The sequence below is a fragment of the Ensifer sp. LBL genome (assembly GCF_050435225.1).
Classification (GTDB): domain Bacteria; phylum Pseudomonadota; class Alphaproteobacteria; order Rhizobiales; family Rhizobiaceae; genus Ensifer.
Genome location: NZ_JBNDJY010000007.1, coordinates 367981 through 381724, shown reverse-complemented (window position 1 = coordinate 381724; position 13744 = coordinate 367981). Strand labels below are relative to the sequence as shown.

Below are 13744 nucleotides of genomic sequence, written 5' to 3'. Positions count from 1 at the left end.
ATCAGTATCCTGCCTTCTGCCGCTGGCGGCGAATGTGCGGCGGCATCTCGGCATAGACGCCCTCGAAGATATCGCGCACCGACGGTTTGCCGCCGGCATGCAGCGTGCCGTGGCCCTCGGCCTGTTTCTGGGCCTGGATGACCTCGTCGGTGATCTCGGCTTCGGCCTGGGCGTGGCGCTCTTCCGACCAGGCACCGCGCAGAATAAGGTGCTTCTTCAGCCGCAGGACCGGGTCGCCGAGAGGCCAGGCTTCCGATTCCGTCTTCGGGCGATAGGCACTCGGATCGTCGGAGGTGGAATGGGCGCCGACGCGGTAGGTGACGTATTCGATCAGCGTCGGGCCGAGGTTGCGACGGGCGCGCTCGGCCGCCCATTTGGCGACGGCGTAGACGGCGAGATAGTCGTTGCCGTCGACGCGCAGTGCCGGGATGCCGAAGCCGAGACCGCGGGCGGCAAAGGTGCCGGAGCCGCCGCGGGCAATGCCCTGGAAGGTGGAGATCGCCCACTGATTGTTGACGATGTTGAGAATGACCGGCGCCTTGTAGGTGGAGGCAAAGACGAGCGCCGAGTGGAAGTCCGATTCCGCCGTGGAGCCGTCGCCGATCCAGGCGGCTGCGATCTTGGTGTCGCGCTTGATGGCCGACGCCATCGCCCAGCCGACCGCTTGGACATATTGGGTGGCGAGGTTGCCGGAGATGGTGAAGAAGCCATGCTCCTTGGAGGAATACATGATCGGCAGCTGTCGGCCGCGCAACGGGTCGCTCTCGTTCGAGAAGATCTGGTTCATCATCTCGACCATCGGGTAGCCATCGGCGATCAGAAGCCCGGCCTGCCGATAGGTCGGGAAGTTCATGTCGCCCTTCACCAGAGCCTTGCGGAAGGCGCAGCTGACGGCCTCTTCGCCCAGGTGCTGCATGTAGAAGGAGGTCTTGCCCTGGCGCTGCGCCATGACCATGCGCGCGTCGAAGGCGCGCAGCAGCATCATGTGCCTGAGGCCTGCGAGCAGCTCCTCGTCGGAGAGAAGCCCGGCCCAGGGACCGACCGCTTCGCCATCGCGGTTCAGCACACGGATGATCGAATAGGCGAGGTCGCGCATTTCTTCCGGCGCGACGTCCACCTCCGGGCGCGGCACGGAGCCGGCCTTCGGGATTTTGACGTTGGAGAAATCCGGCTGACCACCGGGCCGAACGGCGGGTTCGGGGACATGCAGGCTAAGTCGATCGAGATCGCTCATGCGGTTTCCGGCCTCCTCCGGAGTGCGCAGTGCACCAGTCAAGAGCGGTCCCAGTCGAACCACTCCTCATTTCTGTTCTCACGCATTTCCGAACGCAGGGGCGCTGGGACCCTTGCTGGAAATGCTCTGGGTCGGGACAACGATGGGCCTGAGGTGTACGAGGACGTGCAATGTGACCGGCAAGGCTCCTCCGCCTAAGGTCTGCACAGACTCCTCCTAAAAGCCCCCGCTCTCCCGACGGGAATGCTCACAGACTGCCATGAGTTCCGGGGCTTATGAAGGTCTTTCCGTGTCGCGGGGCACGGGCAGGCGAAGAAAGATAGAATCCTGCCGGGAGTGCGCCCACGCGTTGTGTCGGACATCTTCCTGCTGGTCGTTGCCGGTAATTTTCTTTCGCGGCTCGCCACCGGCGACGGCGGTCAGACCGGCGGGGCGATGGTGATCGGCGTGCCGTCGAGGAAGCGCGAGAGCCGGAACGGCGTCGGATCAACGATCGGTTTTGCTCCGGTCACGAGGTCGGCGACGAGGTGGCCGGCACCGGGGCCAATGCCGAAGCCGTGGCCGGAAAAGCCCGTCGCGATGATGAGGCCCGGAACGGTTTCTGTGGGCGAGATGACGGGCACGGCATCGGGCGTCACGTCGATCAGGCCGGCCCAGATCTGCTGCACCTTGGTTTGGCGGAGCAAGGGCAAGGCCTTGGCGGCCGCATCGAGCGCATGCAGGGCGCGGCGCGAATCCGGATTGGGATCGAGCACGCGGTGACGTTCGAAGGCGCCGGGCCGATCGAGCGGGACGGTGCCGATCTCGAATAGCTCGTTCCAGCTCTGGGCGCTCAGGCCTACCTGCACGGTATCGCCCTCGGCTTTTCGTGCCGGCTGGAAATCGCGGAAGAAGGCAAAGCTGTCGGGCACGATCGCGTGCAGATTGGCGGCGCCATCGGCAATCGTGTAGCCGCCGTCGAGGCGCTTGCGATAGGCATAGGTCGCGGTTGCGCCGGCCCCTTCCGGCCCGCCGGAGACCGGGCCGGTTCTCAACACCGTGTTGCGAACTTTCAGCTGCGGCAATCTTATGCCGAGGCCTTTGAGGAACAGCCTCGACCAGGCGCCACCGGCGACGATGACGGTCGACGTCTCGATGCGGCCCCTCTCGGTCACGACGGCGGAAATCCGCCCGGCTGCTTTTTCGACACCGCGCACGGCGCAGCCGTTGAGGATACGGGCACCGGCGCGGCGGGCGCCAGCGACGATGGCGGGCACGGCCTTTTGCGGTTCGGCCCGGCCGTCGCTCGGCGTGAAGAGCCCGCCTGGGTAGCGGATCGCTGCACCCGGCATCATCGCTTCTGTCGTGTCGGAGCTAAGTTGCACGCTATCGACACCGTGGGGCCTTGCCATGGCAAGCCAGGCGTCTCGGTTGGCGACGTCGCGCTCGTTCTCGGAGATGTAGAGAATGCCGCTGCGGCGAAAGCCGGTCTCGCCGCTGATGCGGGCGTCGAGCGTATCCCAGATCTTCAGCGCCTCGATCGCCAGCGGGATTTCGCGCTCGTCGCGCCCCATCACCCGCACCCAGCCCCAATTGCGGCTCGATTGCTCGGCACCGGGCGTGCCTTTCTCGCAGAGCACGACATTGATGCCGCGTTCGGCGAGGAAGAGCGCGGTGCTGACGCCGATGATGCCGCCACCGACGATGACGACGTCGGCCTTGGCGGGCAGGGTGGTGTCTGTGGCAATGGGATCGAGCGTCGGACCGGGCATGGGGGTACTTTCGGGCAGGGAAGTATCGCAGTCATCGGTGCATGCCGCCGCCGCGAGATCAAGACCTGCAATCTGGCTAATGATCGAAAGCGCGTGGTTTGCCGGCTCACTTTGTTTGGGAAAGCCGGTTCGCCTCGCCACCGGGTGGACTTCCGGTTTCCGCCTGGAGCTTCTATGCTCGCCCGCATGAGTGAGAGCCGCCCCGATCTTCGCACCGTCCTGCGCATCGATTTTCCGCCCGCCGACCGGCTCGGCCGCGGCAAGATCCTGTTGCTCGAACTGATCCGCGAGACCGGCTCCATCTCCGCTGCCGGGCGGGCGATGGACATGTCGTACCGCCGCGCCTGGCTGCTGGTCGATGCCTTGAACCGGATGTTCCGCGAGCCTTCGGTGGAATCGCAGCGAGGCGGCAAGCAGGGTGGCGGGGCGGCGCTGACGGCGTTCGGCGAAGAGCTCATCCGTCGCTACCGCGAAATGGAAGAGAAGGCGCAGGCGGTGATTGCCGATGATCTCGCCTGGCTCGAAAGTGTTCGGAGCAGCGATACACCACCGTCCGATACGGCACCTGCTATTTCCCAAAAAGCCTAGAGCGTCCTTCGTGCGTTCCCATGAACGCACCACGCTCTAGTGATCGATTGCCACCGACTTGATGACGGCATAGACGGTCTTGCCGGGAGCAAGCTGCAGCACGTCCCGCGAAAAGCGGGTGATGCGGGCGGCAATGGTCGCATCGCCGCAAGTCACCCGGACATCCACGCTGCCATCGTCCTCCGATGTCAGCGTCAGAATGCGTCCTTCGAGCACATTGAGCGCGCTGATCTCCACTGGTCTCGACGTCGCCAGCATGACGTCGCGGGCGGCGATGTGCAGGCGGAGCCTGCCTCCGGGCGTGGCGCTGACACCGGCGATGCGCAGCCGTTCCCGTCCGACGCGCACCGTCGTCAGCTCGTGGGCCGGATCGGTTCCCTCGACCTCGCCCTCCAAGAGGACGCCGGCCTCGCGCCGGCCGGTGGCTAGCGTGGCGGCGGGGGCGCTCAACACTTCGGCCGCTGCACCGGACGCGGTCACCCTGCCGTTTTCGAGTACCACGACGCGCCGGGCGAGCCGGGAGACTTCGCTGACGGAGTGGCTGACATAGACGATCGGGATGCCGGCATCATCGCGCAGCCGTTCGAGATAGGGCAGGATCTCGGCCTTGCGCGCCTCGTCGAGGGCGGCGAGCGGTTCGTCCATCAGCAGCAGCCGCGGTGCCGCAAGCAAGGCCCGGCCGATCGCCACGCGCTGCCGCTCGCCACCGGATAGGGCCGACGGGCTGCGATCGAGCAGATGGCCGATGCCGAGCATCTCGACGATGCGGGTGAAGTCTCCGCCTGAGCCGCCTTTGCCCGCAAACCAGCGGCCATAGGCGAGATTGCGGCGCACGCTCAAGTGCGGGAAGAGCCGCGCCTCCTGGAAGACATAGCCGAAACGGCGGCGATGGACGGGCGTGAAGATCCTGTTCTCGCTGTCGGCGATGACGTCGCCGTAAAGCAACACGCGGCCGCTCTCGGGCTTCAAGAGCCCGGCTATGATGTTGATCAGCGAGGTCTTGCCCGAGCCGGACCGGCCGAACAATGCGGTCACGCCGCCATCCGAAGTAAAGGCGGCATCGAGCGCGAAATTGCCGAGCTGGTGGCGGGCTTCGACGGTGAGGCTCATTGGGCCGCCACCCGGCGCGCGGCGAAGGTCGCCAGCAGTTCGGAGAAGATCAGCGCGGCCATGGAAATGATGACGGAAATGATCGTCAGCCGCATGGCGCCGGCGTCACCACCCGGCACCTGGGTGAAGGTGTAGATGGCGGCCGAAAGCGTCTGCGTCTCGCCGGGAATGTTGGAGACGAAGGTGATCGTCGCGCCGAACTCGCCCATGGCCTTGGCAAAGGCGATGATCATGCCGGCGATGATGCCGGGAATGATCAAGGGCAGGGTGACAGTGGCAAACACCCAGAGCGGGCTTGCGCCGAGCGTGGTGGCGGCATCCTCGAGCTTGCGGTCGACCGCCTCGATCGACAGGCGGATGCTGCGCACCATCAGCGGGAAGGCCATGACGGCGCAGGCGAGCGCCGCGCCGGTCCAGCGGAAGGAAAAGACCAGGCCAAAATAGTCTGCGAAGAACGCGCCGAGCGGACCGCGGCGGCCGAAGAGCAGCAAGAGCAGGAAGCCGGTGACGACGGGCGGCAGGATCAGCGGCAGATGGACAAGGCCGTTCAGCAGCGTCTTGCCCCAGAAGCGTCCGCGGGCAAGCAGCATGGCGACAGCGAGGGCGAAAGGCAGGCTGCAGATCATCGCGACGGTTGCGACGCGCAGGCTCAAGAGGATCGCCGTCCACTCCGCTTCGCTCACTGCAAGCCAGTCCAACAGATGTCGCTCCCCGATGCCAGGCCGGTCAGACTTAGCTGTACGCTTCAGGCCGCCGCCTCTCAAACACGATAACGTCGCCCGCGTTTGGGCGCGGGCGACGTGTCACGATAGATGCTTCGCCTGCCTCTGGACAGCCGAGATCCGACGCGATTTCAGGTCGGTTACTTCAGGACCGTGAAGCCCTGCTTTTCGAAGAGTTCTGCAGCCTTGGCCGACTTGACGAAGTCGACATAGGCAGCGGCATCGGGGCTCTTGCTCTCGGCCGTGATGGCGATCGGGTAGATGATCGGCGGATGGCTGTCTTCCGGGAAGGTGCCGACGACCTTGACGCCTGGGTCTGCTGCGGCGTCGGTCTGGTAGACGATGCCGTAGGGTGCTTCGCCGCGCGAGACGAGCAGGAGGGCGGCACGCACGCTTTCGGCGCCGGCGACCTTCGGCTCTACGGCCTTCCAGGCGTCGAGCTTTTCGAGTGCTGCCTTGCCGTACTTGCCGGCCGGAACGGAATCGACCGCACCCATGGCCAGGCGACCGTCACCGAGAATGCCAGCGAGATCGAAGCCCTGCTTGATCTCGACCGGGCCAGCGTCCTTTTTGCCGGACACGAGCACGATACGGTTGCCGAGCAGGTTTGCGCGGGTGTCGTCCTTGATCAGCTTCTTTTCAGTGAGATAGTCCATCCAGGCGAGGTCGGCAGAGATGAAGACGTCGGCCGGCGCGCCCTGTTCCACCTGCTTGGCGAGCGCGGAGCTTGCCGCGTAGGAAACGGTCGTTTCCTTGCCGCTTTCCTTCTGCCACTCGGCATTGATCGCATCGAGCGCGTTCTTCAGGCTCGCAGCCGCAAAGACCGTCACCTTCTCTTCGGCCTGCGCGGACGCCGGCAGAACGTTTGCGCCGACCCAGGCGAGGCCGAGCGTCAGCACCAGGCCCTTCAGCCAGTCTCTTCTCTTGATCATCGATTTCCCTCCAATGATGCGTGATATCTCTTAGGATACAACGATATCGCCTCCTGATTACCGTTGTATCTGTTGAAATACAATGCTCCTCAAAAGGGCTAGCGTATTACCCCTATGGTTGCGACCGCCCGGCAAAACCGGTGCAGCATTCTCGTGGCAGGCGCGATTGGGCTTGCGGTGATGTCCGGGCGGCCTAAATTGCGGCCTCGATCCCCTGACATGGAGCGGACGTGCAATGGAAACGGCAGTGAAGCTTGAAGAAAGCTGGAAGGAAGCGTTGGCACCGGAATTCGCCAGCGGCTACATGGCTGACCTCAAGCAGTTCCTGGTGGTCCAGAAAAACGAGGGCCGGCAGATTTTCCCTCGGGGACCTGAGTATTTTCGCGCGCTCGACCTGACGCCGCTCGACAAGGTCCGTGTCGTCATCCTCGGCCAGGATCCCTATCACGGCGATGGCCAGGCGCATGGGCTCTGCTTCAGTGTGCGCCCCGGCGTTCGGACGCCGCCGTCGCTCGTCAACATCTACAAGGAACTGAACACCGATCTCGGCATTCCGCCGGCGCGGCATGGTTTCCTCGAAAGCTGGGCGAAACAGGGCGTGCTGCTTTTGAACAGCGTGCTGACGGTGGAGCGCGGCAATGCGGCGTCACACCAGGGACGCGGCTGGGAAAAGTTCACGGATGCGATCATCCGCGCGGTCAACGAGGCCGATCATCCCGTCGTCTTCATGCTCTGGGGCTCCTATGCGCAGAAGAAGGCGGCCTTCGTCGACCGCTCACGCCATCTGGTCTTGAGGGCGCCGCATCCGTCGCCGCTTTCGGCCCATTCCGGCTTTCTTGGCTGCCGCCATTTTTCCCAGGCCAACGCCTTCCTTGAAAGCAAGGGCTTCGATCAGATCGACTGGCGGCTGCCCGAGAATCCGGCTGCGGACATCAACTGACGGCTTGGCGTGATTGACGGTTTCGTCGTCGCCCTGAGGTCTTGCCATGGCGGCGGCGATCCGCCTAAGACGCCCGAACGAAATGGCGGAGGCGGGCATGCGCAAAATTCTGATCATCGGCATCGGTTCGGGAAATCCGGAACATATGACCGTGCAGGCGATCAATGCGCTGAACCGGGCCGACGTGCTCTTCATCCCGACCAAGGGCGCCAAGAAGACCGAGCTTGCCGAGGTGCGCCGCGACATCTGCGCCCGCTACGTCACGCGCAAGGACAGCCGCACCGTCGAGTTCGCGGTGCCGGTGCGGCGCACCGAGGGCGTCAGTTACGACGGCAGCGTCGACGACTGGCACGCCCAGATCGCCGCGATCTATGAAGGGCTTCTATCAAAGGAATTGGGCGACGAGGGAACCGGCGCGTTTCTCGTCTGGGGCGACCCGATGCTCTATGACAGCACCATTCGCATCGTCGAGCGGGTCAAGGCGCGGGGGCAGGTCGCCTTCGATTACGACGTCATTCCCGGGATCACCAGCCTGCAGGCGCTCTGCGCCAGCCACCGCATTCCGCTGAACCTCGTCGGCAAGCCTGTCGAGATCACCACCGGGCGCCGGCTGCACGAGAGTTTTCCGCAGAAGAGCCAGACCTCGGTCGTCATGCTCGATGGCGAACAGGCGTTCCAGCGGATCGACGATCCGGACGCTGAGATCTTCTGGGGCGCCTATCTCGGCACGCCGGACGAGATCGTCATTTCCGGCCGCTTGGCTGCGGTGAAGGAGCGGATCCTTGAAACGCGGGCCGCGGCGCGCGCGAAGATGGGATGGATCATGGACATCTATCTCCTGCGCAAGGGCGCCGACTTCGACGAGTGACGGCAAGGACCGATCCGCGTCGTGTTTGATCTCACTCAAGGTTTGCGGCTGTGTTATAGCGTCTTAAGAGGCTTCTTCAGGGAGGAGAACCTCACGTGATGACGGATTTGATGACCATCTGCGCCCTTCCATCGACCGGAGATGCCGGCACCGTCGCTTCGATGCGCCGCGGCGCCTGCCCGTCGCTGGCAGAGCCAATGCAGACCGGCGACGGCCTGCTTGTCAGGCTGAGGCCGACGGATGACAGTCTGACACTGCCGAAGGTCATTGCACTTGCCGCTGCCGCCGAGCGCTTCGGCAACGGTATCATCGAGATCACGGCGCGGGGAAACCTGCAGCTTCGCGGCCTGAGCGCGGCTTCGGTGCCGATGCTGGCGCAGGCGATCGGCGATGCTGAGATCACGATAGCCGAGGGCGTCGTGATCGAGGTGCCGCCTCTCGCCGGCATCGACCCGGACGAGCTCGCCGACCCCCAGCCGATTGCCAGCGAGCTTCGCGAAGCGCTTCGCGCGCGCCAGGTGCCGTTGAAGCTTGCGCCCAAACTATCCGTCGTCATCGATAGTGGCGGCCGCTTCGGTCTTGGCGGCGTGATTGCGGACATTCGCCTTCAGGCGGTTTCGACTGCCGGGGGCGCGGCTTGGGTTCTGTCGCTTGACGGCACGGCTGCGAAGGCATCGATCGTCGGGACGTTTACCGGCGACGCGGTCGTCCCGGCGCTGATGACCGTTCTCGAGAAACTGGCGAGCCTGGGCGCGGCGGCGCGCGGGCGTGATCTGGACCCGGCGGATATTCGCTCGCTCTGTCGTTGTGGGACATCGGGCGAACGCCCGGTCGTTCCGCGTTCGGCCGCCATACCCGGCATTCACACGCTGGGTAGCGCCGGCACCGTTCTTGGCCTCGGCTTGGCCTTTGCGCAGGTGGAGGCCGCCGCGCTGGCATCCTACCTGCATCAGGTCCAGGCGCTTGGCGCAAATGCGATCAGGCTTGCGCCGGGGCACGCTTTCTTCGTCCTCGGTCTTCGCTCCGAGACGGCGGCTGTGGCTCAGAGCCTGGCGGCGGCACACGGTTTTCGCACTGCCGAGCAGGATCCGCGCAACGCGATCGCCACCTGCGCCGGCAGCAAGGGCTGCGCGTCGGCGCGGATGGAGACCAAGGGCATGGCTGAGCGCCTCGTCGAGGCGGCGCCGGAGCTGCTCGACGGGTCGCTGACCGTGCATCTCTCCGGTTGCGCCAAGGGCTGCGCCCGGCCGAAGCCGTCCGAACTGACGTTGGTCGGTGCGCCATCAGGATACGGGCTTGTCGTAAATGGGGCTGCCAATGGCTTGCCAAGCGCCTACACCGATGAGAATGGAATGGGATCCGCACTTGCCCGGCTCGGCCGACTGGTGCGGCAAAACAAAGACGCTGGCGAATCGGCGCAGTCCTGTCTTACACGGCTCGGAGCTGCGCGCGTCTCGGCAGCGTTCGAACAGGGATAGACATGCCTGAGTATGATTACATTCGCGATGGCAACGCCATCTACGAGCGTTCCTTCGCTATCATTCGCGCCGAGGCCGATCTTTCGCGCTTCTCCGAAGAGGAAGCGGATCTGGCGGTGCGCATGGTGCATGCCTGCGGCTCCGTCGAGGCGACCAGGCAGTTCGTGTTTTCTCCCGATTTCGTAAGCTCCGCCCGTACCGCGTTGAAGGCCGGTGCGCCGATCCTCTGCGATGCCGAGATGGTTGCGCATGGTGTGACCCGCGCACGTCTTCCGGCCGGCAACGAGGTGATCTGCACGCTGCGCGATCCGCGCACGCCCGAGATCGCCGCCGAGATCGGCAACACGCGCTCCGCCGCAGCCCTGAAGCTCTGGAGCGAGCGTCTGGCCGGGTCGGTGGTCGCCATCGGCAACGCACCGACGGCGCTGTTCTTCCTCTTGGAAATGCTGCGAGACGGCGCGCCGAAGCCGGCAGCGATCCTCGGCATGCCCGTCGGTTTCGTCGGTGCGGCGGAATCGAAGGATGCGCTCGCCGAGAATTCCTACGGCGTTCCCTTCGCCATCGTGCGCGGCCGCCTCGGTGGCAGCGCCATGACGGCAGCGGCGCTGAATTCGCTCGCGAGGCCGGGACTGTGAGCGGCGCAGGTGTGGGACGCCTGATCGGCGTTGGAACCGGCCCCGGCGACCCGGAGCTTTTGACGGTCAAGGCGGTGAAGGCGCTCGGGCAAGCCGATGTGCTTGCCTATTTCGCCAAGGCCGGGCGCAGTGGCAACGGTCGCGCCGTGGTCGAGGGACTGCTGAAGCCGGATCTCGTGGAACTGCCACTCTACTATCCGGTGACGACCGAGATCGACAAGGACGACGGCGCCTACAAGAGCCAGATTACCGATTTCTACAATGCGTCGGCCGAAGCCGTGGCAGCACATCTTCTCGCCGGTCGTACGGTCGCCGTGCTCAGCGAAGGCGATCCGCTGTTTTATGGTTCCTACATGCACCTGCATGTGCGGCTCGCCAACCGGTTCCCGGTCGAGGTGATCCCCGGCATTACCGCCATGTCCGGTTGCTGGTCGCTTGCCGGCCTGCCGCTGGTACAGGGCGATGACGTGCTCTCCGTGCTTCCCGGCACCATGGCCGAAGCCGAGCTTGGCCGCAGGCTGAAGGATACCGAAGCGGCCGTGATCATGAAGGTGGGGCGCAACCTGCCGAAGATCCGCCGCGCGCTTGCCGCCTCCGGCCGCCTCGCTCAGGCCGTCTATGTCGAGCGTGGCACGATGAAGAACGCGGCGATGACGGCGCTCGCCGAGAAGGCAGACGACGATGCGCCCTATTTCTCGCTGGTGCTCGTTCCCGGCTGGAAGGACCGGCCATGACCGGCACGCTCTATGTCGTCGGCACCGGACCGGGCAGCGCCAAGCAGATGACGCCGGAAACGGCGGAAGCCGTTGCCGCCGCTCAGGAGTTCTACGGCTACTTTCCCTATCTCGACCGGCTGAACCTCCGACCCGATCAGGTGCGCGTCGCCTCCGACAACCGTGAGGAACTCGATCGGGCGCAGGTCGCGCTGACGCGGGCGGCGGCAGGCGTGAAGGTTTGTATGGTCTCCGGTGGCGATCCCGGCGTCTTTGCCATGGCGGCGGCCGTCTGCGAGGCGATCGACAAGGGCCCAGAGGAATGGAAGTCGGTCGAACTGGTGATCACGCCTGGAGTGACCGCGATGCTTGCCGTTGCCGCCCGCATTGGGGCGCCGCTCGGTCATGATTTCTGCGCGATTTCGCTTTCCGACAATCTGAAGCCCTGGGAAGTCATCACAAGGCGGCTGCGGCTGGCGGCGGAAGCGGGCTTCGTCATTGCGCTCTACAATCCGATCAGCAAGGCGCGGCCGTGGCAACTGGGCGAAGCCTTCGAGCTTCTGCGCGGCGTCTTGCCGGCAACGGTTCCGGTGATCTTCGGCCGCGCGGCCGGGCGGCCGGACGAGCGGATCGCCGTGATGCCGCTCGGCGAGGCCGATGCCAACCGCGCCGACATGGCGACCTGCGTCATCATCGGCTCGCCGGAAACGCGCATCGTCGAGCGCGACGGCCAGCCGGACCTCGTCTACACGCCGCGCTTCTATGCAGGGGCGAGCCAGTGAGCGATGCGGTCGAGCGCCTCGTCGCAATTGCCCACCGTCGGCACGTCCGCGGGCTTGCGCCGCTCGACCATGATCACCTCGATGCCGAGCCGGCGCGCTGCGGCGATCTTGCCGTAGGTGGCGCTGCCGCCGCTGTTCTTGGCGACGATCACGTCGATCTTCCGGCTCTTGAGCAGCTCGGCTTCGTCGGCTTCCTTGTAAGGACCGGTTGCAAGAATTGCCTCCTGGTCGGGAAGATCGAGCGGCGGCGTGACCGGATCGACGCTGCGGATGACGTAGTTGTGCTGGGGCGCGACTTCGAAATGGAAGGCTTCCTGCCGGCCGATGGCGAGGAAGACGCGGCGCCTTCGATCGCCAAGCGCACTGACCGCCTCGACAACGCTATCGACCAGGGTCCAGCGGTCGCCGGGCAGGGGCAACCATTCCGGTCGGCGAAGGGCGAGCAGCGGCACGCCCGTTCTTTGCGCCGCCTCGGCGGCATTGTGCGAAATGCGCGCGGCAAAGGGGTGCGTCGCATCGACCAGCAGCGCGATCTTCTCGTCGTGCAGGAAATGCGCCAGCCCTTCGGCGCCGCCAAAGCCGCCGATGCGGGTCCTGACCGGTTGCGGCCGCGGGTCCGCGGTGCGGCCGGCGAGCGAGATGGCGGTATCAAAACGGATATCTTCGGCCAGACGCCGTGCGAGCTCGCGTGCCTCGGTGGTGCCACCCAATATCAGAATACGAGGTTTTTCCATGGCTGACGTGTCGAACAGCGAACCCGCCATCGTCTCCCCCTGGCTGACCGTCATCGGTATCGGTGAGGATGGTGTAGCGGGTCTCGGCGACGAGGCCAAGCGGCTGATCGCCGAGGCACCGGTTGTCTACGGCGGCCACCGCCATCTGGAACTTGCGGCCTCCCTCATCACTGGCGAAGCGCACAATTGGCAAAGCCCGCTGGAGCGCTCGGTCGTCGAGATCGTCGCGCGCCGCGGCAGCCCGGTGGTGGTGCTCGCCTCGGGCGACCCGTTCTTCTTCGGCGTCGGCGTGACGCTGGCGCGCCGGATCGCGTCGGCCGAAATCCGCACGCTTCCGGCACCTTCGTCGATCAGCCTTGCCGCCTCGCGCCTCGGTTGGGCACTGCAGGACGCGACGCTCGTTTCCGTGCATGGCCGACCGCTCGATCTGGTGCGGCCGCACCTGCATCCCGGCGCCAAGGTGCTGACGCTGACGTCGGACGGAGCGGGTCCGAGGGACCTGGCCGAACTGCTGGTTTCAAGCGGCTTCGGTCAGTCGCGGCTGACGGTGCTGGAGGCGCTTGGTGGCGCCGGCGAACGGGTGACGACGCAGATTGCCTCGCGCTTCATGCTCGGCCTCGTGCATCCTTTGAACGTCTGCGCCATCGAAGTGACGGCCGACGAGGGCGCGCGCGTCTTGCCGCTTGCCGCTGGCCGCGACGACGCGCTGTTCGAACATGACGGGCAGATCACCAAGCGGGAAGTGCGGGCGCTGACGCTCTCGGCCCTCGCGCCGCGCAAGGGCGAACTGCTCTGGGATATCGGCGGCGGCTCCGGGTCGATTGGTATCGAATGGATGCTGGCCGACCCGACCATGCAGGCGATCACCATCGAGGTGGAGCCGGAGCGGGCAGCGCGTATCGGCCGCAACGCGACGATGTTCGGCGTGCCCGGGCTGACCGTCGTCGAAGGCGAGGCGCCGGCGGCGCTTGCAGGCCTGCCGCAGCCGGACGCGATCTTCATCGGTGGCGGTGGCAGCGAAGACGGCGTGATGGAAGCGGCGATCGCCGCACTCAAGTCAGGCGGACGGCTGGTTGCCAATGCGGTGACGACGGACATGGAGGCGGTGCTGCTCGAACATCATGCGCGGCTCGGCGGTTCGCTGATCCGTATCGACATCGCACGGGCGGGACCGATCGGTGCCATGATCGGCTGGAAGCCGGCCATGCCGGTCACCCAGTGGTCGTGGACGAAGGGCTAAAGCAGTCCCCGCAAAAG

At 65.5% G+C, this 13744-nt stretch carries 14 protein-coding genes; 8 read left to right on the top strand and 6 right to left on the bottom strand.

Annotated features, from left to right (window positions below; all coding sequences use genetic code 11):
- Position 1 precedes the first annotated feature (1 nt).
- A complete protein-coding gene (locus OKW20_RS26975) occupies positions 2-1234 on the bottom strand; it encodes a 3-methyl-2-oxobutanoate dehydrogenase (2-methylpropanoyl-transferring) subunit alpha (protein WP_429177055.1) in 1233 nt (410 codons plus the stop codon).
- 419 nt (positions 1235-1653) lie between these two features.
- The gene (locus tag OKW20_RS26970; protein WP_429177052.1) at positions 1654-2985 is read right to left on the bottom strand and encodes an NAD(P)/FAD-dependent oxidoreductase; all 1332 of its coding nucleotides are present in this window, start codon (positions 2983-2985) and stop codon (positions 1654-1656) included.
- A 186-nt stretch (positions 2986-3171) separates the two neighbouring features.
- Here OKW20_RS26970 and OKW20_RS26965 point away from each other — a divergent pair, with 186 nt between their 5' ends.
- Positions 3172-3573, top strand: coding sequence for a winged helix-turn-helix domain-containing protein (locus OKW20_RS26965; protein ID WP_429114818.1), 402 nt, complete (start codon positions 3172-3174; stop codon positions 3571-3573).
- 36 nt (positions 3574-3609) lie between these two features.
- Here the strand turns inward: OKW20_RS26965 and modC are convergent, their stop codons facing one another.
- The 3 genes from modC to modA all read right to left on the bottom strand — a co-directional run bounded on the left by modC (position 3610) and on the right by modA (position 6337).
- Positions 3610-4683, bottom strand: coding sequence for a molybdenum ABC transporter ATP-binding protein (modC, locus tag OKW20_RS26960; RefSeq protein WP_429177049.1), 1074 nt, complete (start codon positions 4681-4683; stop codon positions 3610-3612).
- On the bottom strand, positions 4680-5381 hold the full coding sequence (modB, locus tag OKW20_RS26955; protein WP_429177046.1) for a molybdate ABC transporter permease subunit: 702 nt from the start codon (positions 5379-5381) through the stop codon (positions 4680-4682). Before modB ends, modC begins: the two co-directional genes overlap by 4 nt.
- Positions 5382-5545: 164 nt before the next feature.
- On the bottom strand, positions 5546-6337 hold the full coding sequence (gene modA / locus OKW20_RS26950; protein WP_402325650.1) for a molybdate ABC transporter substrate-binding protein: 792 nt from the start codon (positions 6335-6337) through the stop codon (positions 5546-5548).
- A gap of 235 nt (positions 6338-6572) precedes the next feature.
- Here modA and ung point away from each other — a divergent pair, with 235 nt between their 5' ends.
- The 6 genes from ung to OKW20_RS26920 all read left to right on the top strand — a co-directional run bounded on the left by ung (position 6573) and on the right by OKW20_RS26920 (position 11753).
- Positions 6573-7277, top strand: a complete 705-nt coding sequence (gene ung / locus OKW20_RS26945) for a uracil-DNA glycosylase (protein ID WP_429177043.1) — start codon at positions 6573-6575, stop codon at positions 7275-7277.
- A 97-nt stretch (positions 7278-7374) separates the two neighbouring features.
- Positions 7375-8145 carry a precorrin-6A synthase (deacetylating) gene (gene cobF / locus OKW20_RS26940; RefSeq protein ID WP_429177041.1) on the top strand — a complete coding sequence of 257 codons (771 nt, stop codon included), beginning with the start codon at positions 7375-7377 and terminating at the stop codon, positions 8143-8145.
- Between the two features lie 110 nt (positions 8146-8255).
- On the top strand, positions 8256-9623 hold the full coding sequence (gene cobG, locus OKW20_RS26935) for a precorrin-3B synthase (protein ID WP_429177139.1): 1368 nt from the start codon (positions 8256-8258) through the stop codon (positions 9621-9623).
- A 2-nt stretch (positions 9624-9625) separates the two neighbouring features.
- Entirely contained in the window at positions 9626-10258 is a 633-nt protein-coding gene (locus OKW20_RS26930; protein WP_192450839.1) for a precorrin-8X methylmutase, read from the top strand.
- Complete coding sequence (locus OKW20_RS26925) at positions 10255-10992, top strand: precorrin-2 C(20)-methyltransferase (RefSeq protein ID WP_043618528.1); 738 nt, start codon at positions 10255-10257, stop codon at positions 10990-10992. The genes OKW20_RS26930 and OKW20_RS26925 overlap by 4 nt, the downstream gene beginning before the upstream one ends.
- A complete protein-coding gene (locus tag OKW20_RS26920; RefSeq protein WP_043618525.1) occupies positions 10989-11753 on the top strand; it encodes a precorrin-3B C(17)-methyltransferase in 765 nt (254 codons plus the stop codon). Before OKW20_RS26925 ends, OKW20_RS26920 begins: the two co-directional genes overlap by 4 nt.
- Here the strand turns inward: OKW20_RS26920 and OKW20_RS26915 are convergent.
- Positions 11732-12517, bottom strand: coding sequence for a cobalt-precorrin-6A reductase (locus OKW20_RS26915; protein WP_429177039.1), 786 nt, complete (start codon positions 12515-12517; stop codon positions 11732-11734). The genes OKW20_RS26920 and OKW20_RS26915 overlap by 22 nt on opposite strands.
- Here OKW20_RS26915 and cbiE point away from each other — a divergent pair.
- Positions 12486-13727 carry a precorrin-6y C5,15-methyltransferase (decarboxylating) subunit CbiE gene (gene cbiE, locus OKW20_RS26910; RefSeq protein WP_429177036.1) on the top strand — a complete coding sequence of 414 codons (1242 nt, stop codon included), beginning with the start codon at positions 12486-12488 and terminating at the stop codon, positions 13725-13727. The genes OKW20_RS26915 and cbiE overlap by 32 nt on opposite strands.
- Positions 13728-13744: the final 17 nt, after the last annotated feature.

Coding starts and splice junctions, on each gene's coding strand:
- OKW20_RS26975 (WP_429177055.1), bottom strand. CDS start 1,234: ATGAGCGATCTCGATCGACTTAGCCTGCATGTCCCCGAACCCGCCGTT.
- OKW20_RS26970 (WP_429177052.1), bottom strand. CDS start 2,985: ATGCCCGGTCCGACGCTCGATCCCATTGCCACAGACACCACCCTGCCC.
- OKW20_RS26965 (WP_429114818.1), top strand. CDS start 3,172: ATGAGTGAGAGCCGCCCCGATCTTCGCACCGTCCTGCGCATCGATTTT.
- modC (WP_429177049.1), bottom strand. CDS start 4,683: ATGAGCCTCACCGTCGAAGCCCGCCACCAGCTCGGCAATTTCGCGCTC.
- modA (WP_402325650.1), bottom strand. CDS start 6,337: ATGATCAAGAGAAGAGACTGGCTGAAGGGCCTGGTGCTGACGCTCGGC.
- ung (WP_429177043.1), top strand. CDS start 6,573: ATGGAAACGGCAGTGAAGCTTGAAGAAAGCTGGAAGGAAGCGTTGGCA.
- cobF (WP_429177041.1), top strand. CDS start 7,375: ATGCGCAAAATTCTGATCATCGGCATCGGTTCGGGAAATCCGGAACAT.
- cobG (WP_429177139.1), top strand. CDS start 8,256: ATGACCATCTGCGCCCTTCCATCGACCGGAGATGCCGGCACCGTCGCT.
- OKW20_RS26930 (WP_192450839.1), top strand. CDS start 9,626: ATGCCTGAGTATGATTACATTCGCGATGGCAACGCCATCTACGAGCGT.
- OKW20_RS26920 (WP_043618525.1), top strand. CDS start 10,989: ATGACCGGCACGCTCTATGTCGTCGGCACCGGACCGGGCAGCGCCAAG.
- cbiE (WP_429177036.1), top strand. CDS start 12,486: ATGGCTGACGTGTCGAACAGCGAACCCGCCATCGTCTCCCCCTGGCTG.
- OKW20_RS26915 (WP_429177039.1), bottom strand. CDS start 12,517: ATGGCGGGTTCGCTGTTCGACACGTCAGCCATGGAAAAACCTCGTATT.